General features: G+C 60.9%; 17 protein-coding genes. 1 reads left to right on the top strand and 16 read right to left on the bottom strand.

Features of this window, described 5'->3' with window-relative positions:
* Window positions 1-59 precede the first annotated feature (59 nt).
* From ACXADQ_RS12855 to ACXADQ_RS12845, 3 genes are read right to left on the bottom strand one after another with little or no spacing between them, the layout of a single operon-like run.
* A complete protein-coding gene (locus ACXADQ_RS12855; RefSeq protein ID WP_475320974.1) occupies window positions 60-4,283 on the bottom strand; it encodes a hypothetical protein in 4,224 nt (1,407 codons plus the stop codon).
* A 12-nt stretch (window positions 4,284-4,295) separates the two neighbouring features.
* A complete protein-coding gene (locus tag ACXADQ_RS12850) occupies window positions 4,296-7,634 on the bottom strand; it encodes a host specificity factor TipJ family phage tail protein (RefSeq protein ID WP_475320972.1) in 3,339 nt (1,112 codons plus the stop codon).
* Window positions 7,631-8,074 (bottom strand): NlpC/P60 family protein, encoded by a 444-nt coding sequence (locus ACXADQ_RS12845; protein ID WP_475320967.1) that lies wholly within the window; start codon window positions 8,072-8,074, stop codon window positions 7,631-7,633. Before ACXADQ_RS12845 ends, ACXADQ_RS12850 begins: the two co-directional genes overlap by 4 nt.
* Before the next feature lie 117 nt (window positions 8,075-8,191).
* On the opposite strand from ACXADQ_RS12845, the gene ACXADQ_RS12840 reads away from it, so the two are divergent.
* Complete coding sequence (locus ACXADQ_RS12840) at window positions 8,192-8,476, top strand: hypothetical protein (protein WP_475315706.1); 285 nt, start codon at window positions 8,192-8,194, stop codon at window positions 8,474-8,476.
* Window positions 8,477-8,569: 93 nt separating this feature from the next.
* On the opposite strand, the gene ACXADQ_RS12835 is transcribed toward ACXADQ_RS12840, so the two are convergent.
* The 13 genes from ACXADQ_RS12835 to ACXADQ_RS12775 all read right to left on the bottom strand — a co-directional run bounded on the left by ACXADQ_RS12835 (window position 8,570) and on the right by ACXADQ_RS12775 (window position 19,346).
* Window positions 8,570-9,097 (bottom strand): hypothetical protein, encoded by a 528-nt coding sequence (locus tag ACXADQ_RS12835; protein ID WP_475320962.1) that lies wholly within the window; start codon window positions 9,095-9,097, stop codon window positions 8,570-8,572.
* Window positions 9,094-9,516, bottom strand: coding sequence for a hypothetical protein (locus tag ACXADQ_RS12830; RefSeq protein ID WP_475315700.1), 423 nt, complete (start codon window positions 9,514-9,516; stop codon window positions 9,094-9,096). The genes ACXADQ_RS12835 and ACXADQ_RS12830 overlap by 4 nt, the downstream gene beginning before the upstream one ends.
* Window positions 9,513-13,163, bottom strand: a complete 3,651-nt coding sequence (locus ACXADQ_RS12825) for a phage tail tip lysozyme (protein WP_475320957.1) — start codon at window positions 13,161-13,163, stop codon at window positions 9,513-9,515. The genes ACXADQ_RS12830 and ACXADQ_RS12825 overlap by 4 nt, the downstream gene beginning before the upstream one ends.
* Complete coding sequence (locus ACXADQ_RS12820; protein ID WP_475320952.1) at window positions 13,160-13,435, bottom strand: DUF1799 domain-containing protein; 276 nt, start codon at window positions 13,433-13,435, stop codon at window positions 13,160-13,162. Before ACXADQ_RS12820 ends, ACXADQ_RS12825 begins: the two co-directional genes overlap by 4 nt.
* Before the next feature lie 98 nt (window positions 13,436-13,533).
* Entirely contained in the window at window positions 13,534-13,905 is a 372-nt protein-coding gene (locus ACXADQ_RS12815; RefSeq protein WP_475320947.1) for a hypothetical protein, read from the bottom strand.
* 155 nt (window positions 13,906-14,060) lie between these two features.
* Window positions 14,061-14,987 (bottom strand): phage tail tube protein, encoded by a 927-nt coding sequence (locus ACXADQ_RS12810; protein ID WP_475320945.1) that lies wholly within the window; start codon window positions 14,985-14,987, stop codon window positions 14,061-14,063.
* 183 nt (window positions 14,988-15,170) lie between these two features.
* Window positions 15,171-15,602: a phage tail terminator protein gene (locus ACXADQ_RS12805; protein WP_475320943.1), complete on the bottom strand. Its 432-nt coding sequence runs from the start codon at window positions 15,600-15,602 to the stop codon at window positions 15,171-15,173.
* On the bottom strand, window positions 15,602-16,027 hold the full coding sequence (locus ACXADQ_RS12800; RefSeq protein WP_475320941.1) for a gp436 family protein: 426 nt from the start codon (window positions 16,025-16,027) through the stop codon (window positions 15,602-15,604). The genes ACXADQ_RS12805 and ACXADQ_RS12800 overlap by 1 nt, the downstream gene beginning before the upstream one ends.
* Window positions 16,027-16,293 carry an Acb2/Tad1 domain-containing protein gene (locus ACXADQ_RS12795; RefSeq protein ID WP_475320938.1) on the bottom strand — a complete coding sequence of 89 codons (267 nt, stop codon included), beginning with the start codon at window positions 16,291-16,293 and terminating at the stop codon, window positions 16,027-16,029. The genes ACXADQ_RS12800 and ACXADQ_RS12795 overlap by 1 nt, the downstream gene beginning before the upstream one ends.
* A 65-nt stretch (window positions 16,294-16,358) precedes the next feature.
* A complete protein-coding gene (locus tag ACXADQ_RS12790; protein WP_475320934.1) occupies window positions 16,359-16,829 on the bottom strand; it encodes a hypothetical protein in 471 nt (156 codons plus the stop codon).
* Window positions 16,830-16,893: 64 nt separating this feature from the next.
* A complete protein-coding gene (locus ACXADQ_RS12785; RefSeq protein ID WP_475320930.1) occupies window positions 16,894-17,847 on the bottom strand; it encodes a major capsid protein in 954 nt (317 codons plus the stop codon).
* Between the two features lie 11 nt (window positions 17,848-17,858).
* Window positions 17,859-18,197, bottom strand: coding sequence for a hypothetical protein (locus ACXADQ_RS12780; RefSeq protein ID WP_475320925.1), 339 nt, complete (start codon window positions 18,195-18,197; stop codon window positions 17,859-17,861).
* A 12-nt stretch (window positions 18,198-18,209) separates the two neighbouring features.
* Entirely contained in the window at window positions 18,210-19,346 is a 1,137-nt protein-coding gene (locus tag ACXADQ_RS12775; protein WP_475320921.1) for a hypothetical protein, read from the bottom strand.
* Between the last annotated feature and the right edge of the window lie 269 nt (window positions 19,347-19,615).

The raw sequence follows: 19,615 nt of genomic DNA, 5'->3' as shown, positions 1-19,615 counted from the left end.
GTGCCCCCGGTGTGGAGGCGCTATTTTGCGCCTCCACCTTCTTTCTGTTCAGCGCAGCCTCAGAAGAACCCGCCCTCAGAAACCTTCAGTTCAAAAAGCACCGAGGCGACGGTGTCTGCGGCGTGAATGGTTGGATCGAGGTTCATGATCGCGCCAGTGGCGGCGTCCAGGCCCGCATGGGTATCGGAAAGAACCTTCTGGCGGTTCATGTCGGCCGCAGTGCCCGTCCCGTCCGAGGATTTCCAGTCCACGATCGTCGTGTAACTGGTGTTGCTTTGGATGATGATTTCCGCGTCAAACCGGCAAACTGCGTCGCCCGCTGGCATATCAAACTGGTCCTGATAGCTTCCGAACGTATCCCATTTCAAGTTGGCTGAGGCATTGCTGCCCGTCTTCTTGAACACCTGGCGCAAATGAATGCGGCCCGATCCGATCGTTCCCAGATGATTGGCCACCTGCACCACCTTGGGAACATAGGCGTCATCGACCTCGGCGCCGGTATCGCCCGGATCCAGGTTGGTTTCGACCGCGTCAACATACAGCGTTTGCATTTCGCCCGAAGGCAGTGGCGCGAACCAGCGCACCGAGCCATCGACGGCCTCGACATTGACCCGGCGACCGACAAGGTTTGGGTTGACCGCATTGTCAGCGGCACCGTCCAGTTCGAACCGGTACAAACCCGACCCGCTGAACTCGCCTTCCGGGCCGAACAGAACGCCGTCCGACGGCAGCTTGATCCGCAACGTGCCCCGGTTCTCTACTGCGGTATCGGTTGCAGTATCGCCACAGTTAAAGCCCCGCACCGCTGTGGCGGTCGCCGCTGCAACGTCGATTGTGAAGTCCACACCGTCAAGGATTGTCACTTCGGTCTTCGGGAACCCTGCTGCGTTCTTCACAAGCGCATTAGGTTCATCGAGATCGAAAACGCCCGTGTCATCGAAGGCTTCAAGGGGTAAAGCGCCGTCGAAGTCGGACGCTTCGAACGTGCCGCTAGCGCCCCAGATCAGTTTGCCCTTGCTTCGACCTGCTGCGCCCTCAACAACATCACCAAAGAGCCTGTGCGTTGCGGCCTTGATCCGCGCGGTTCCGTTTACCTCGAGGGTGGCGTTGGAAAAGTCAAAAGGCGGGCCTTCGCATTCGATGTCGGGATCGGTAAGCTCCACCTTTGTCATGTCCTCTCGGCGCTTGCTGTTTGTGAAAAAGTCCTCATCAGCGTCCCCGCTCTGATATTCCGTAAAGCACATCACACCGTACTTGCAGTTGCGCACCTGCAGCTTATGGACGGTAACATCCCCCCGGAAAGCCGCGGCCTTGCCGGACGCACCCGCCACGTAGGGGGAGAAGAAGATTATGTCCTCACATCCTTGGTGCGTGTCGAGCGGGGCGTTCTCACCACCTTCACCATAGAACCCATACACCCGTGCGCCTCGCGTGTTCGCAGCGCCAGCTACTTTCAACAGGTCTGTTTCGCCAACAGCGATACGAACGCTGTTGGTCGTGTATACGTGTCGGTCATCAATCCCGGTCAGGCCGTAAATGTGTGTGGCCAGCCCAGTGTCCGAGACGCCGTAGCCATGTTGGTCGTTTTCGGGATCATTGGCCAGATGTTCGGCGTGACACTCACGGAGCGTCAGGTTGTATGTACCGATATTCGAAATCATGGCGTCATAGCCACGCGTCTGGCGCAGGTTTTCGACCAGCCCATGGGAGTAAGGTCCGATTTTCAAGAAAGTCCCGGTCCACAGAGCGCCCCCTTGGCCAGCCGCATGGCCATCGTCGTACCAGGCGTGGACGTTCTTGAAAGCAAACTCAGCACTCATATCGGGCACGATAATGCGTGCGTTAAATGCCGTGGTGAACGCCTCAACCAGAGCCTCATCCCCCGCGCTTACCGCTGGGTGTACGCCTCTGATCTTATCGAGAGGTCGGGAGAGCACCACGTTGGTCGTGGTGCTGCCCCGGCCCACAAAGGCGTAGCGCGCCTTGCGATACTGTGTGGTCGCGCTCCCCTTGTCGCGCTGACCGGGCTCGTTCGCATCGGAGACGACCATGATCACCTGACCGGGCCGCAATGCCGTCCCCGTGTCCACGACAGGGAGGTTGGTGCTCCCCGCGACGTAATCTTCCGCCAGGTCGTAGCTTTCTATTTCTGGAGTAAAAACAAACGTGCCACCATTCGTGGACTTGCGCACCGCAGCGCCACGCCCATCAAACTTGACCGTGCCTGTGTGGGTGATTTTGCTGGTGATGTTGTAGGTGTCACCAAGCCGACCATGCACCGTCTTGCCAGATGCTTTCGACCACGCGAACGCCTCGGCCAGGCGCATGGTGTCATCCGTCTCTCCGTCGCCAGACAGCCCAAAATGCGGGCACTCGGCTTCTCCTGACGGTTCGACACCCGGCATTGCATGTACCGGATCGCCCGCCGCGCTGTTGAACGCGTAGTTCAGGCCACCGGCGGCGATGATTTCCCCATCCGGCAGGCGCCAGTCTGCCTGCAATGCGGCGCTGGCCAGTTCGCGGCTGGGGAAATCGCGCGTGATCAGGCGGTATCCCGCAGGCGCGATACCGGGTATAACGGGTGCCGTGGCGTCCCGCTGAACCTGATAGACCCAGTCATCCTTGCGCAGATGAATGATTGAGCATTCCGCCACATCAAACCCGTCACCAATGGCGTCCGTCAGGTCCGTGACGCTGGCAAAAGCGTGCTGCTGGGTGGACCCGGCGGTGCGGCCCAGCGATTGCACGTCAATGGCGCCCCCGCGCGCCGCATTGACCGCCGTGATATCCGCGCGCACATGCTCGGGTAGGAAGCAATCATCAAAATTCAGCAAGGTCAGCCCCGCCGGCATATCCTCGGCCACGAACTTCGAAAAGTCCGCTTTGGGCGCTTTTTGCAGACGGAAAGTCGTCAGGGTTCGGGGCCACAGGCGCGGCTCGACCAACCCGCTGAACTCTGTATGACCCGCGATGTAGATCTGCGACAGCGGCGCTTTCGGACCCAGGGTCAGCCCCCTGATCTGGCCGGTGGGATCAGCATTGTTCACGGCCAACGTATAGGGCTGATCCTCCCCCGCAAAAGCTGGTAGCCAGACCTTCAGCCGCGCGGCAGGCTGTTCAACCACAAGGCTGACTGCCTTGGTGATCTCATCCGTGGCCGTCTTGGTCTGCACCCCGTCCAGATCGAACACCACAGGCGCGCCGCCCACCACGCTGCCGATAGTGACCGTATCCGCGTCCCCCGTGGTCGGATCGAACGGCATCTCGGCGGCGAGATGATACAACTCGCCATCAATGATCGTGGCGGCCTGACCAAGCCCCGCATAGTGCAGTGCATCCGATCGAATGCCGGGGTCATGACCCAACGAGACATCCGCGAAGCGCCGCCCGTATTCGTCGATTCCCAGACCCGTGGCGTGAATACCGTCGCCCTGCAGCTCCAGACCGGCCGCGCTGACCAGGCGCAGGTTGTCATAGCAGCCCGAGGCCACCAGCCGCGCCCATTCCCGGTTCGCCCGGTGAGCGGTGCCACCATCGGCCTCACGCATCACCTCGCCAAAGATCAGCCCGGTGCGCGCATCACACCAGCTTTGCGCTCGCCAGCCTTCGATCAATTCGCCGAACCGTTCCTCGCTGATGGTGTAGAGAGGCCCCAGATCCGACCAGTCCTCGCCATGGACCATCCCGATGAAATCAGCCGTATCTTTGTCCGCCACCAGCGCGCCGGATGCAGCCGCCAGCGCCGCCGTCATCGCCGCATCAAAGGTGGTGAAGTTCTCGCCGCCGGGCAGGTGCGTGGCCAGACCGGAGCCACCCACCGGCTCGTTCACGATCAGCACAGGGCGGCGCAATTCCGTTGCCAGACGCTTGGCCCAGGAAAAGGCCACGGACGCGATCTGGCCAGCGGTTGCAAAGGGTTCCGCCCCCAGCTGCGCGGGAACGATTTCTCCAGCAACATGATCCCAGGCGAAAACATCCGGGTGGGTGGACAGATCGCCCCCGGTCTGGCCTGCGTTTTCACCTGCATTGGACTGGCCGGTCATACCGATCACGATGGCTTCAGGAGCGTACCAATTTGATCCGACCTGAATTTTCTGGGTTCCCAGCGGTTCTGTGGCCCCAAAGGACACCCAGCCCAGATTGCCAATATGCTGCTCCATTCCAACAATCTGTCGGACGCTGGGCATCGACACACGGACGGTGCTGCCGTCGCGATTTCCAATGAGCTCATCAACGATCGTAACCGGATCAAGTGTTGTTGCGCGAACGCCAGCTGCAGCCATGTTCCGCTCCTCCTAGTAGATTGTGATTATGAAGGGCCCGGCCAGTGGGCCAGGCACGCCGTCCGCGTTTTGCGGTTCCAGCCAAAGAAAATGTGAGCCCTGATCCAGGCAAGCGGCTGTTTCGAGATAGGCGGTGACATCATCGACCGCGCCGTCGAAATCGGAGCTGGCCAGCAGCTCGATCGCGTCGTTTCCGGTTACCGCCTGGATACGGTCGCTATGATTGCCATCCACCGCGATATCCGCGCCAGGCCGATCTGACCCGCCCGTCAGGCGCGGGGTCACCGTGCCCGCCGTGCGGCCCGAGACAGAGAGCGCAACCCGGTAGTATTTTCCAGCCGATGCACTCAGGGCCTGGCTGATCGCATCGGCACTGCCTGCGCTATGCTGTGCCACGCCCGCACCGATGCTCCAGCCCGCACCCAACGTCCAGGACAAAGCATTGTCCATCTGCCCGCCGACCACCAGGTCGGTGCGCCCGGTATCGCCCACGCTCAGGGTATGGCTCTGCTGCGGGGCTACGGTCAGGGCCGCACCCACGGCGTCGGTCTCACGATCCAGCACGGCCGAGTTGGACCGATAAAGCTGCACTTGCGCGGTGCTTGCATCTTGGCCCGTAGCAAACTGGATCAGTGCGCCGCCCAGATGGGTTGTAACGGTGATGGCTTCCTCGTCCAGCGCTTCTGGGATGGCCGTGTCCGCCGCACCAACATTGACTGTCAGGATTGCGCTATCTGGCCCCGTCACTCCGGTCGCGCTGACACCGCGCAAGCGTAGCTCCACCACATCTCCAGTCATGTAGAGGTCCAGGCTTCCACCGCCGTTGGCGGCCGGGATCGAGACGGTTGACCAGGCCTCGGCGCCATGAAGACGGTGGTCCAGCTCATAGCTCGCGGTTGCAATCGCGCCCGCACCCGGCTCAATAAGGAAGGTGATCAGGCCCTCTTCATCAGTGCCATCCAGACCCGAGGCGACTGAGACAAAGCGCGGGGCTGACGGTTGCAACAGGTTTGCATCCAGCTCCTCTCCAACGCGGGAAGACCAGGTGGGAATTTCGGTATTCGCCAGAACGGCGTCGATCTCAGGAGCTGCATCAATCGTATGAAGGATCGAACACATATCTTCGCTCGCTTCAACGCCGCGAACGATATGCAATGCACTTTCCGACGCCAGCGGACCAAAATGTACAACATCCCACTGCGCCGGCAAAGCGCCGTTGCCCTCCAAGCTTAAAAGCTGGGTCTCTCCGATGTTCGCCCTGACCTGGCGAACAACCGACGTGCCGATCAAATCTTCTTGGCCTGCAAAAACACGAAACCGGATGGCGTAGGTTTGGCCTTCTTCAATCGTGACCAGCTCGTCCAGCTCGACCGCGTTGCCGCTGACCGCGCGGACCCGTGCGGCGAGCTGAACCCGGCTCAGCACATCATGAGACAGCATGATCGCATCCCCGCGCGTAACCACACGAACTGCGCCATCCTGTGTGGCCTGATAGGTGTCGGCGCGATAGATGGTTTCGAGCTGGCGGCGGCGGGCCTCGCGCCAGACCTCATCTGCAAAGACCTTACCCGGCAAAGCCAGCGCCTCGGTCAGTTCGATGTCGCCATCATAGCCCGGCCAGCGCACCACACGCTGTGTCTCCTTGAAGTCGTTTCCAGCGTCCTTAAAGGTGACGACAAATGCATGGGGCGGGTCTGCGTAGGCGCGCTGCCATTTAAAGGCCCAAGAATTGCGCGGATTGACGTGATCTACGATCAACGCGTTCTCGTCAGGGCGATCAATGACGACCCCCCAGGTTCGTCCGTCATGGCGCGGTGTAGCACGCCCTGCTCCTGCTACTTCGGCCAAGATGTCGCGCAGAGTTGTGCCTTTGTCCTGAAGAACTCGGTTATAGGTCAAGCCTTTCGCGGTGCAGAACTCTGCGAACTCCTCAATTTGGGCGAGATCAAGGTCCGCATCGTCAGCTGGTTTGGGGTTGGCGGGGCTTTGCAGCACATGGCGGTACAGGCTTGCAGGGCTTTGCGTTGCGCGGGCGACCCAGCTTTGCGTCGCTTCATTCCAGTCAGCGCAAATTCGACGGGCCAGCACGTTGAAACTGTCCAAAGCTCCGTTGAGTTGGTGGGTGGCCTTGATCCTGACAGCCACAAGGGCCAGTGGGCGCGGATAGGCCAGCGGGTATTCGGGGCGGTGAGTTTGCAGCGCCGCCCAGTTGGTGCGTTGTTGCACCTGGCTGCTTTCGGTCTCATCCGTCAACATGGTTAGGCGCACTTGCCACCGCGCGCGCGATGGGAAGTCCCAGGAATGCTGCCGGAAAAAGCCCTCGGTTTTGCTGGCGGCGATCTCCAGCTCCTCGACCAATTGCCACTCAGTGGCCTCTACCAGGCGCTGCTCGACGCGCACACGGACGGAGTGGGTCCGCTTGCGGCCTTTATCGTTGAAACTGACCAGGCCTGCGGGAAAGGCCAGAATGACACTGGCGCCCGAGGCATCAGCGCCTGTGGTGCGCACAACCGGGGTTTCGATAGCAGGCTCGCCCGCGATGACCTCACCCAGATCATCGCGCGGCAACGGGCGCGTCAACTCGACGCCGATCTGCTCTTCGACGATCTGATTGGGGAAAAGACTGACAGGTAGTTCGCCGGGGATTCCATAGCGCACCTCGGTTTCCACCTCGTCAAATTCTGACAGGCTGGTCTCGCCGATCCGCATATCGTCGATCGCCAGCTCGCCTTCGCCCAGCACAAACAACGCGCGCAGATACTGATCATCGCCCACGATTTCCGTGTAAGGATGCGCAGCAAAGGGCGGTGCGAAACGCACTGTTCCCAGCACCACTGGTACGGCTCCGTCGGGATCGAGCTGGTTTTTCCAGCCGGAAATCGAATAGCTTTGGCGCACATCTTCCTGGGTGGCGGGCGGGATAAGAGCATTCACCAAAAGCTGGCCAACCATGCTGGCGCCCAGCGTAACGAGCGCCGTACCGGCAGCTTTCCCGATCCCCAGGGCGGCCCCCACGGTTGGGCCGAATACGTTGCCGATCGCCACCGCCGCGACGGATACAACAATCTGGAGAACCGAGCGCAATGTGTCTTTGGCTGGGATAAGGCGGATCACGATTTGGACACCCGGCTTGGGTCGAGTTTGAGACCAATACTCGCGCGCCAGCAGGGCCGTGCCTTTAGGCGAGGTCAGCGAAACGCGCAACTGGCCCCATTGATTGTCGGGAACCGCCGGCAGCGCCTGGCGAATGATCTGGTCCACACTCAGGCCGTAAGGCATATCCCAATTGAGGCGATACTGGCCGGGGTCAATCGCCGTGGTGGCCAGAACATGGATCGGTAAATCCTTCATCGCGGGGCCTCCGAGACGATTTGAACTGGGCGTTCAACAGCCCTTGAATGGTGGCGATAATGCCCCGCGAAGCGATTGGCCCAGGGGCCCTGGCGATACTCCTGGTGTTTGGCCGCGTCCTCGGCTGCCATATGGATCATGATCCCGTGACGCACCACTATGCCCAAATGCGTGGGCAGCCGGCCGCGCCGAAACACCGCGATGTCAAACGCGATGGCCGGGCCCCTGACGGGCAGCCACAGGGGAGAAACCTGCGCCCCCTCGATCAGCGCCGAGATCTCGCCATGCTCCTCGGCCGAGCCATAGCCCAGATAGTCCGGCAAGCTGATGCCCAACTCTTCTGCGTAAATGATGCAGGCCAGGCCCCAGCAATCCGCACCCTCGCGGCTGCGACCGAGGTCTTTATGGGGGATGCCGACGAAACTGTTGGACCAGGTCATTCGGGTTTCCCCTCTTGGGACAGCGATACGCAGCTGTTACCCATCAAGTGTCGGAGGGCGCCCCAACGCCCTCCGACATTCATTCCTAAGTGATGCAACCACGAAAGAACGAACCTGATGAATGAAGAGGAAATACTCGATGAGCTTGAAGAGCTTCGGCTTACGCAGCTTGTCCACTCAACCTTTATATCCCTCGTATTGGCCGAACTGACACTTGAGCACCCCACGGTACGCGAGTCGTTGGAGAACTTGCTTTGGCAGGCCGAAGAAAATGCCAAAGTGCACATCCCGGCAGAGGTTGGACAGATGATGCCAGAGATTAACCGCATCACGAAGGATCTCTTTGCTTTGGTGAATAAGCAGCTTCCAACGCCTTTGAAGCCCGTGAAAATTTCCCGATAGAAGCCTCCACCTGAGCCGCCAAACTTGGCGGCTCTAGGCGGCGGGTTTTGGCTTTGCGGCGCAATATCCGGTTAATGAGTTTGATTATCCTCCTCATAGGTGCAGCCCCGGAAACTTGTGGCGGCTCATCCGGCCGGAGGGGAAATGCTCCAGCTCGATCTCTTCGCGCGACAGCGACAAAACAATCTGACCCGCATCTCCCTCGGCGTTCATCAACTTTAGACCGAGCCATTCGCCCTCGATGTCGCTAGGAGAGGAGGCCAGGACCACAGCCATGTGCATCTCCGCCAGCTCAGTGAAGCTGCGCAGCACTTCCGTCATGCGGACGTCCAAATTCTCAAGAACGATCTGCGAGGCAGCAGGTACGTCTTCGCTGTCGTCAGGAATGACAGCGCTCGCGATGATCCAAAGATATGGATCGCTTAGCGGATTGGCCCCGCGCCAGGCTGACCGCGTCCCATAGATCAACGGGTCCACGCTTAGGCGCTCCGTGTTGTCCGTGGAAAGTCGGATCGGACCTTCCAGAGCCGGATGGTTGATTTCGAACAGGACAACCTCGATCTCAGCCGAGTGGTGTTCATCATGCGCCTGGCGCGCGTTCAGGGAAATTCTGCGGCTCATGGCATCACCACAATCTGAAAAGATTTTCGAAACTCGACCTGGCCTGCGATGCTTTCTTGCGGGGGCTCATCGCCCCAGGCACAAAGCCATGTTGCAGCAACCAAAAGCGGCGTATTGTCATCGACCAGCAAGGGCCGATCATCCTCATCAAGAAGCGCCCAGCCGTCAGTGGTCGGGTCCGGCATCCAGAAAAGATGTGCCCCGTGCGCGCATTCCAGGCGATAGAACTGGTCAAAGACGGCCTTTTGCGTCCGCGTCAGAATAACCGACAGCGTGACAAACTCAGCCGCCGACGAAAAACGGCGGCGATAGCCCGGCGGGCCGCCATCATGCTGGCGCTTCCGGCGCGCGTCCTGGGGCTGGGCGTTCCAGGTCTTGCGCTCGGGGCGCGGGAGGGTATCGGGCCAGGTCGCAATCATCCGCGCGCGATCCCCCGAGGTTTGAGCCCATAGCGGCTGCCCATGACCTTGGCTGCCTGCCCGCCGCGCGCGCCGGTGCCGGTCGCTACCGCATCGGATAGAACCAGATCGTACCTGCGCTGCCCGCGCGCATCGGTGCTTTCCTGAACCTGCATATCCAGCATCGCCGAGCTGTTGTTGATCGGCGCAATCACTGGTGCAAAGGTGACGTTTGCTGGGGTGGCCGTCATCATTGGCCCCTGACGAGCGGTCAGTATCTGGCGGGTCAAGTCGGCGGGAATGATCGTGCTGGGGCCGGTATATTCAAGCTCGGGACCTTCTTCCCCGACGATCCTGATGCCTCCAGCATGATTGCCACCTCTGACGAACCCCGGAATTTTAAACGCGTGTAATGCCGTCCCCAAAAGGCTTGAAAGGAAAGATCCGCTCCCGCTACCTCCTGACAAATTCTGCATCAAAGCTTGCCCGAATGTATCGAATCCCGAACCCAAAGTTCCCAGGCCCTGTGACGCCGTCCCAGTCGTTGCAGTGAACTTGGCCATGGCCGCCTCAGCGGCAGCCAGGCGCTGATCCCAACCCAGACCGCCCTGTGGATTGCCGGGGCTCCACCCCGAGGGGCGCTCGAACCCGATAAACGCCTGGTTCGCCTCATAGACATTCTCGGAGGCCATCAAACGCTTAAGTACCCCATTCTCGGAGGTCAGCAGCTCGTGCCAGGCAAACTCCAGCTGCGCCTGCACATTGCCCAGGCTCTGCTGACCGCCGATAAACTCAAACAGCTTGCCCGCCCGATCATTATGCTGAAACAGGCCGAACGCATTTCCCCCATCGCCCACCGCCAGTGGGTTGAAACCGCTCTCGGCCGAGACGTTGCCAACGATCGCGGCAACCTGGTGGGGCGCGAGCCCTTTGGCCGAGTAAAAATCCCAGATCTGTTGCTGGATCGCGCTCGACCCCATCAACCCTGCGCGCGCGCCCATATCAGCACCACCAAAGCCCACAGACGGTCCAGAAACTGCACCTGCGGTGATCGTCACCATGGGCGTGGTGACCGTCATCGCAGCGGCCTGGCGGGCCAAGGAGGCGGGGCTGTCAATCGCCGCCGGGCCGGTCTTCAGCCGCTTCCAAATACCGCCCAGCCCCCCGAGGTCCTGAAGTGTGCCCAGCTCGGTGCCCAAGATGGCATTCTTCAGAGGATTCTTGATCGCAAGCTCAGCAAAGAGCCCCTTGATTTCGTCCTCGATGCTGTCCAGAGCACCGGACAAATCCCCGTCCAGCAAAGCGTCGGTCGCGCCGTCAATCGCGCCTTCGGCCGCCGAATGAACACTGCCCCAAGATTGTGCCTGGCGGGCCAGCTCGGCGCGCAGCTCCTCGGAGGCTGTCGCCTGCGCGCGGATCTGATCCGCATAAGAACTGCCTGCATCAATCCCGCGCTCGAGGATCGCAACCTCGGCCTCATAGAGCGCCAGAACACGGCGCCGCACTGCCGCGCTCTGACCGACAAGCGCGACCTCCAGTTTCAGCCGCTCGATGCTCGCTGTCTGGTTTTTCAGAATCTGCTGAGCGGCAACTGCCCGGCCAAAGGGATCGACACTGTTCTGACCGTGGGTGGCCTCCCATTGGCTGCGCAACACACCCTTGGTGGCCTCAGAGACCTTCAGGGATTTTAGCTGCAGCTCGAATTCTTCGCGCGCGGCTTGTGTCTGCAAGCGCTTGACCTGCAGGCTATCGCGTCCATGCTTCAGAATGGCCTGCGAAATCTGTGCCTCGCGCTGCAGATCGCCCAGCATGTCGGATGCCCGCTTTTTCGCCTGAACCGCCTCTACTTCGCGACGGCGCTCCCGCTCCAGCGACAAAAGCCTGACGGCCTTCTCAATCTGATCGCGCGCAACCCCGGCCTCTTTCAGCCTGGTACGCAGGGCGTTCTTTGCGTGTTCCGTCCGCAGCCGCTCGACGTTCACATGCCCCTCGCCATGACGCAGGATCGCTTCTGTGATCGCCAACTCCTGGTGCAGCGAGGTCATATTGTCCTGGACGAGGCGCGCGCGCTCTGCAGCGGCCTCGCGCGCCTTGGCGGCCTGTTGCGCATCGAGTGCAGCAAAGGCCTTCTGCGCCTCCGCGCTTTGCTCCTCGACGCCCAATTCATCCAGGCGCAGCTTCAGCGCTTCACGCGCCTGACGGTTGCGCAGCACTTCGACTTCGCGGCTGTTTTCGCCATGCTGCAGGATGGTTTGCGACAGCTCCGCCTGTTTTTCATAGTCAGCGGTCACCAGCTTGATCTCGGCCTTGCCACCGGCGTTTTCATCCTGGGCCTGTAGCTTGGTCAAATGGTCCAGAAGGGCCTGAACCTGCGAGATAAAAGCGTCCTCTTCTTTCGAAATACCATCATGCAGCGCGGCGGCCTCCTGGGCGCGTTTGTGCAGAACCTGCAATGCCTTGATCTGGCTTTCCAAAGATTGCGCATCGGCGGCCCATCGCATCGCGCTTTCGATCCCCATGGCCGTCTTGTTTTCCGCCCGGCTCAGCCCGAACTGATCCCGGATAGATCCCAGAGCAGACGAGGCAAAGTCAGCCTCCTCGCCAAACCTAACACCCTGACTGGAGGCCAGTGCCTTCAGGCTGTCAGTCGCCGAGCGTGCTGCGGCTCGGCGGTCCAGGGCGGCGATATCAACGAGCAAGTCCTTGGCAATCTGCGAGGCCGATCCGAACTCGGCGGTAAGGTCGGCTGCAGACATCCGCGCGCGATCGCTGCTTTTCGCATAGGCGTCAACCGTGCTTTCCAGCTCGCCCATCACCTCCTGCAGGCTTTTTGCCTTGGGCGTGATTGAGCCAAAAGCCTGAACGCCAGCAGCGCCCAGACCGATGATGCCGATCGTTGCAAGGCTCATCGGATTGAGCATGGATTTCGCGCCAGCAGCCATCGCCGAAAACGCCTCCCTACCACCGCCAAGCTGCGCGGTCATCTGGTTCATCTGCGTGCCCTGTTGCAGCGCCAGAACCATCGGGTTTTGACCCATCAGAGCCATCATGCCGATGTCATTGAACTGAGCTAGGTAATAGGCATTCGCCGCCCCGGCACCCCGCGCAAGCCGGGCATTCTCGGCCAGTTGATCGTTCATCGGCGCAATGATCTGCGCGGCACTGGCCCGTGCCTGAGCCGCTTCGCGTTCGGAAATTGCCCCCAGCTCCTGCGCCTCGGCAATGCGGCGCAACTGGCTCTCATACTGCTGTGAGGCCGCAAAGATCGGGTTGAACTGTGCGCGCACCTGGTTGAGCTGGTTTTGCCAGGCCTCGTTCTCGCGGCTGGCTTTCATGAGTGCATCAACCTGCGCTGACAGGCTGGTTGTGAACCTGTCCGAGCTGGCCCCGGCCTGCCCCCAGGCTGCAGCGATCGCCCGCGCCGACCCGGTCAGGCTGGCCAGTTCCGCCTCCGCAGCGGCGCTGGCTTTCGTCGCCTGGGACAGCTCACGGGTGAGTGTAGACGTAAACCCCGAAAATCCGCTCGCCCCACCCTGGACTGTCAGACGGCTTGCGTCTTCAGCCTTCTTATGAAGACCAAGGATGGCCCCCTGAACCTTGGCGATCTCGGCAATCGACTGGCTGGCATCGGCCCGGAAACTCAGCAGGACATCAATCGGCGCGGTCACGAATGTGCCTCCCCAAAGACCACCAGAGCCTCCAATTCCATGATCTGAATATCCGCGAAAACGGCCTCATCTGCGCCGCTGCGCCTCAGAACGACATCAACGCCCTGATAGTCCAACCCCAGCCAGATCAGCCCTGCCATGCCCGCAGCGACCCGCCATTGGGTCTCGCAGGCCAGAAAGGCACAGACGCTTTTCCAGTTTGATGGTAACACCTCGAACCCTCCTGCATCTTTGTCAGAACATGTCTCTTGCGCGGGCACCTCTGCCCCCATCGCGCGAAACTGTCGGGTGATTTCATCGTCAATCCTGACAGGTTCGCGATCGTCAGAGCGGCCAAGCCGGGCCGTTGCCCAGGCTCTGGCCGCGTCCCTCAGTTTCCCAGGTGAGCCCCGCCCGCCATGCTTTCGTGATAGGCGGTCCAAACCGCCACGCGCGCCCAGGGCTGGCGGAGCATCTGATCGACCTTGGCTGCGGTGAAGGGCACCGGGGTTTTGTCAGTGTCCACGATCTCGTCCCAATCCTTGATGACGGCCGCCAGGGACATCCGGTCTTCCTTCAGCTGCTCGGCGGCATCCAGAATGGCCAGGACGCGGGCGCGCTCGGCGGCTTCTGCGTCCTGGTCACGCGGCTCGAACAGAACCTTGAAGCTCAGCTCGGCAAACTGGCCGGGATTGTCCGTGTCTGGCATTTTGACAACGACGGGCCACCAGTAGCGCGGGGTATCGGCGAGGATGAATTTCATGAGGGTCTTCTCCATATTCCGTTTGTGTGATGGCTGGGGCCACAACCTGCGGCCCTCGGGTACTTCTCCTGACCATCCACGCCCGCCATCCCGGCGCGATGGTTTGAAATGTTGCGCCCCCTCACAGTGCGCTCATCAATCCCCACGGAATGGCGTCAGCGCACCGTGATCGTCAGCTCGTCACGCCCGTTCACAGGACGCAGCCCCAAAGGCAGCGAATAATTGACGATGTTGTTTTCCTGCCCTTGCGAGGGAGCGCCGATTTCCACGGCGGGCGCCGAGATCTCCACGATGTTGCCAGCGGTGGTGCCATGCTGGATGCTCAAAGCACCACGGCTGCGCGCGCGGGCGATGCCAAACCAATCCACAGTCGCGACCGATTTGGCATCCACCACGGCGGTGCCGGTCGATTTGCGATCGGTGACGCGCACCGCTTCCTCGCCGATCAGAAAGCGCGGCGTCAGCACATTGCCCAGGTCCAGCGAAAGGCTTTGCGCAACCGCTGCCCAGCCATGCAGGCTCAGGGCGGTATTGGCCTTGTTGACCGCCACCGGCGTCACCCAGCCCGCATCGGTCACGGTAGGCAGAACCGCGTCGGTCACCGTGCCAAGCAGGCCGGTCAGGCTGAAGCGGAACTTGGGAATGCGCTTGGCGGTAAAGCCCGGCTGAACATTGGCCTGCGCACCTACAAAAATATGCTGCACACCATCGCTGTTGAAATAGATCGTACCGCTTTCAACATCGTCCTCGACAATCGAATAGGTGACATCGGTGTTGGCGGTCACGGTTTCCGCCAGGCCGCAAACCCGCAGCAACGATCCATATTTGGGAATGGCGCCCGCAGCTCCGGCCCCGGCGATCTCTACATCGAACTCGATGCGGCCATGTTCGCCGGTCAGGATTGTACCCTGGTTGCCCAAATAGGGCAGCAGCAGGTCGCGGGCTTCTTCATCCGCCTGCATCGGGGTGAAGGTGATATTGGACGCGACGATCGCGTCGGCGGCGGCCGGGTTCACATCCGTGCCATACACAGCTTCGATCTTGTGCAGGAATGCCAGCTTGTTCCAACGACGAATGCTCATGCTTTGTCTCCCTTGGTCGTCGCTGCTTCAGAGGCGGCAGTTTCGGTCGTGTCCGTTTCGACAACGGCAGGGCCGGTCGGCGACGGAGGGTCTGCAGGGCGGGTTGGTTTCTGCTCGACGCTCAGGTGACCCTTTTTCGGATCACGCTTGTGGCGTCCGCCTGTCTTGGGCATTTGGTGCATGTTACTCTCCTGTCAGGAAGCGGGCGGCAGCCCAGGTTTGAACGTAGATGCTGACACCGCGCGATATCGGGCTGGTCTCGCCCCCGATCAGTTCGCAGGGTTCATCAAATCCGGGGATCTCAAAACCAAGCAAAGCGGCTTCGATATCCCCCTTCAGGCTGTCTGTTCGGGTCGCGCGCTCGGCCCCCAGACGGCCCGAGAAGTCGCGCTGCACGATACCTGTGGTGAACCGCTGCTCGACGCGCTGCAAAACACCACCCGTGGCCCGGCTGTTGGGCGCGGCCCGTTCCCCCCAGGGCATGATGATGACGGTGGCGTCCTCGACGGTGCCCGCCATCTCTTTGAGCACGTCGATATCCTCGGCGATCTCAACGCCTGCCCAGATCTCGTCTGGCAAACTGCCTGACAGGTGATTGAAGATCTCGCTCAGCATCACTTCCACCCCCGCAGTTTCTGAGCTGTGAAGACCTGTTCGGGATGTGCTGCCAAGGTCGTACCGCCTGTCACGGCCGGGGCGGTCTCACCTTCAGCAACCGGCAGGGCGATCCGTTTTGCCGCGACATCTTTCAGTGCAGAAATCGCATCCTTGTAGTCGGCCTCAACATGCTCGGGGGCACCGTTGCGGTGCAGAACATAGCGGGCGATCGAAACCGCCCATGTCCGCACCAAGGCGGGGACCGGATCAAGCGGGACCTGGTAACGGGTGCCGACATAGCCATTGATCTGGTTCTCGGCATCTTCAAGAGCCGCAGCAATGACATCGGCGTCGGCAATACCGTCCCTGTCGTGATCTGCGATCTGGCGCAGTTCGTTCTCACCGGCGCGCTCGATCAGGTCCTGGAGGGCGGCATAGGGCATCACTGCGCCCCATCTTCGGGCAGGCAGGCGCGGGAGGGCTTGAACACCGCCCGATTGACCGCCATGAACCCCTGCTCGATGCTGGTCCGGCCGATTGCAAACCAACGCGGGTCTGCAGCCAGTTCGGCATCCGCGACCAATTCATCCAGAAACCGCAAAACGCGCTCTTCGAGATACTTGCTCTCGTTCACCGTCGCGACGGCATTGTCTTTTTGAGCGGCGCAGCCCGCTACGGGCAGACCAGCGTGGGGTTTTGAAGTGGGCATGAGGGAGTTCCGAATATTGGAGTGAGGGGGCCTGGGCGACACGGGGGGCCGCCCAGCGGTGGGCGTCAGCCCTTGGCGGCGGTTTTCGAGGATGATTTGGCGGTGGGTTTCGCCGTGGGCTTGGCGGGGGCCTTTTCCTCGGATGCACCGGGAAGCTCTGCCTTCATCGCCTCAATCGCCTGGTCCGCTTTCGCGATCTCACCAGCCAGTTTGGTTTTGTCCGCTTCAGCTTCAGCCAGCTGAGCCGTCAAGTCGCTGACCTGCTCGGTCAGGCGCGCATTTTCCTTGCTCAGCGCATCGAATTCTTCGCCCAGCTCCTCATACGCCTGTTCCAAACCGAGCAATTCGGCCTCTTTGCTGAGCGCGACCTCAGCCTCCGGGTCATCCAGTTTTTCCAACTCGCCCGGCGCGACAGCCTTGGCCTTCACCAACAGGCGCAGGTCATTTTCCGCAACCTGCACGGGTTCTCCAACGCCCATGTGCTTGCCATTGATCTTGGCCGGGCCAATCAGGGTCACATCATAAAGGGTTTCCAAGGGTCTCTCCTCGTTGAGAAAGGGAAAGTGGCATGCGCCACTTTCCGCGTGATCAGATCAGCAGTTAGCTGGCATCGCCTGCGTTCTGGATCAGGAACCCACCTTCTGCACCCGTCAGATAGGGACGGCGCTCGGTCTTGGTCGGGTAGATCCAGCTGTCATTGCTGTTTTCGAAATACGGCTTAGTCACCTGCGGATAGCCATTCAGTTCGTAGGTGTAGCCATAGGACGGCACCATGAAGTTCTCGCCCTGCATAGGAACGTAGGCCAGGATCGCGTCATCGCCCCACACATCGGTTGCCAGCGTGTCGTCGTCGGCGTTCTCGGGCAGATACACCGCCTTGCCCACGATTACGCGCGCCACGTCGAAATAGGCGGCCAGCATCTCGGCCGTGATCGAATCCTTCGAGGTGTACTTGAACTGCTCTTTGACCTTCGGGTGGTTCTTGGCAGCATTGAATGCGCTCGGCCCCAGCTCCAGCGTATTGGCATACCGGCCAATTGAGCGACGGATCATTTCCTGGGCGGCGTCGATATCCGCTTTGGGGTCAGAGGCATCATCGGTCCAGCGATCAGTGCCAGCCAGGGCCGTCTTGTGATTGGCATCATAGTTGGCCGGGTCACGCGCCAATGCCGCGATATCGAACTCCAGGCCCAGATCGACCACATTCAACACCATGTTCACGGCCCCACGACCCAGATCGTTGCCCGGAACTTTTGCGGCCTCTTCCTGGTGCTCGATCGGAACCAAACCTTCCAGAGCGTCCTGCACCAGAGAGACAGGGTCGGAAGCATAGCCATACTGAACGCGCTTCTTGTCCGCGCCGGGCGCGCGACGGGTGTTCAACATGCGGAAAAATTCCTTGCCGAACTTGAGAACGCGCATCGAGCGGGTCGGCACGGTGACTCGCGGAAACAGCAGATGGCCGATGAATTCCAGATTGCGATAGCCGCGAGCATGGGTGGACAGGATCGGGTCCACGACACCTGCGGTGCGCTGATTGACGGGTTGGTTCATGTCAGAACTCCTTAGCGGATCAGGATTTGGACCAGCTCGCCATCGGCGGCAGCGGTCAGGGCGGTGGCAAAGGCATTGTCGGGATCGACGCCGGCAGCGGAGACACCGCCGTTCGCAGAGACCAGCTGATCCCCTGCGGCAATGACGCCAACAGCGGTCACGGTCTCTTCGCCGATGGCGGTCAGGCCGATGTCCAGCCCCGCTTCGGTGGCGGGAACCTGGGCGATCCCCTTGACCGGCTGATCAGCAGCGGTGATCGGAGCGTCATCGAAACCGACCAGGTCACCAGCGTTGCAGGTGGCCGTCATGGTGGCGGTCAGGGTCAAAACGGAATGATAGGTGCGCAGCATGGAAATCTCCGATCAGCTCACGGCGTCAATGGCGGCCTCGTAAGAGGTGCCGGGGTTCTTGCGCTGATAGTCCAGCGCCTGGTTGTGGGTTCTCAGACTGTCGGGGTCGACAGGTTTGCCATCGGCGGCGAAAGAAGCCGGCGCGTCGTCGCCAGCGGGACCATCGGACAGATCCAGCGCGCCATAGCTGACCACTTCGGGCTGCGCTTCGAAGATTTTACGAACAGCATCCCCCAGGGCGACATCGCCACCGCCCTCGGAAAAGCTGACGGACTGGTCGGCGGGCATGGCATCCAGAACGGTAACCAGGTCATCCTTGCTGGCCGGGATCAGTTTTCCCGCCTCGATCAGGCTTTCCGCAAACGACACATTGTCATCATGCGCAGCTTTCTTTTCACGCTTGGCCAGCTTGGCTTCGCGATCCTTCAGTTTGGCCTCGCGATCCGCGAAAGCCGCTTCGGTCAATTTGGTCACGACAGAGTCCTTTTCAGGTTTGAGGGTGGAGGGAGGGGTCGCCTGGGGAACAGGAGCGGTGAAAACCGGATCATTGCCGTCCTTCGGCTCAATCTCCGTGTCATCCAGCCATTCAATGCGCCAGGACGGCAGAACCTTGTCAGCCACTTCCAGACTGAACCGCTCGATGAAGAAATCGCGCAGCCCACGGAACAGCGAGGCGGCTTCCTCAAAGCCGCGCTCACCAAATTCAAAGGTCACGCCCTCGGCACCGGAGAAAGCCACGTTCTTCAGTCCGCTGACGGCCGGGGCCGCCGCCCCCAGAAAACCGACGTGCTTGGGATACCAGGCGCCGGGGTTGGGATTGGCCGCATGATCGGGACCAAAAAAGGACATGCTGACCTTCTTGAACCGCCCTGCTTTCACCAGGTCGCTGAACTGAGGCTCGATTTCATGCAGATCTGCGAACAGACGCTCCTGGCTTTCGTCATACTCCAGCCCCTCGATCCAGCCGTATGCCGGCGTATCGCTACCGGGATGCCCCACCACGATCGGGGCCGGGGCCGTTTCCGGATCATAGGCATCCGCCACGGCCTTCAGGTCGGCCGCCGAAAAGGTGATCTCTGCACCGACCATGGGCGAGAACGTACCAGGGCGAAAAACTTCGATCCGCGCTTTCTGAGGGGTGTTGGTCATGAGGTCCGTCCGATTGTTGACGAACCAGATTTGGCACAAGCGCCAAACAAAATCCGCCGGACAGGCGTCCGGCGGCCTCATGGGGTCTGGAATGCCCCAAGACTGGGGAAGCGACCTTGATATCGCAAGCTATAAGTTCGGGTCGCGACGAAATTGCCCCGTCCGCCGATTTTAACAGGGGGTTAACAGGCCTTCAGTGCTTTTTGCGGATCACTGGGCACGAAACCCCGCTAAGGCGTTCCTGCGGCAATTTCTGACGGGCTTGGGTT

This window comes from Thalassovita sp. ABM4_323, from assembly GCF_056158665.1.
The sequence above is the reverse complement of the archived record's forward strand: the minus strand, read 5'-3'. Positions and strand labels throughout refer to the sequence as shown.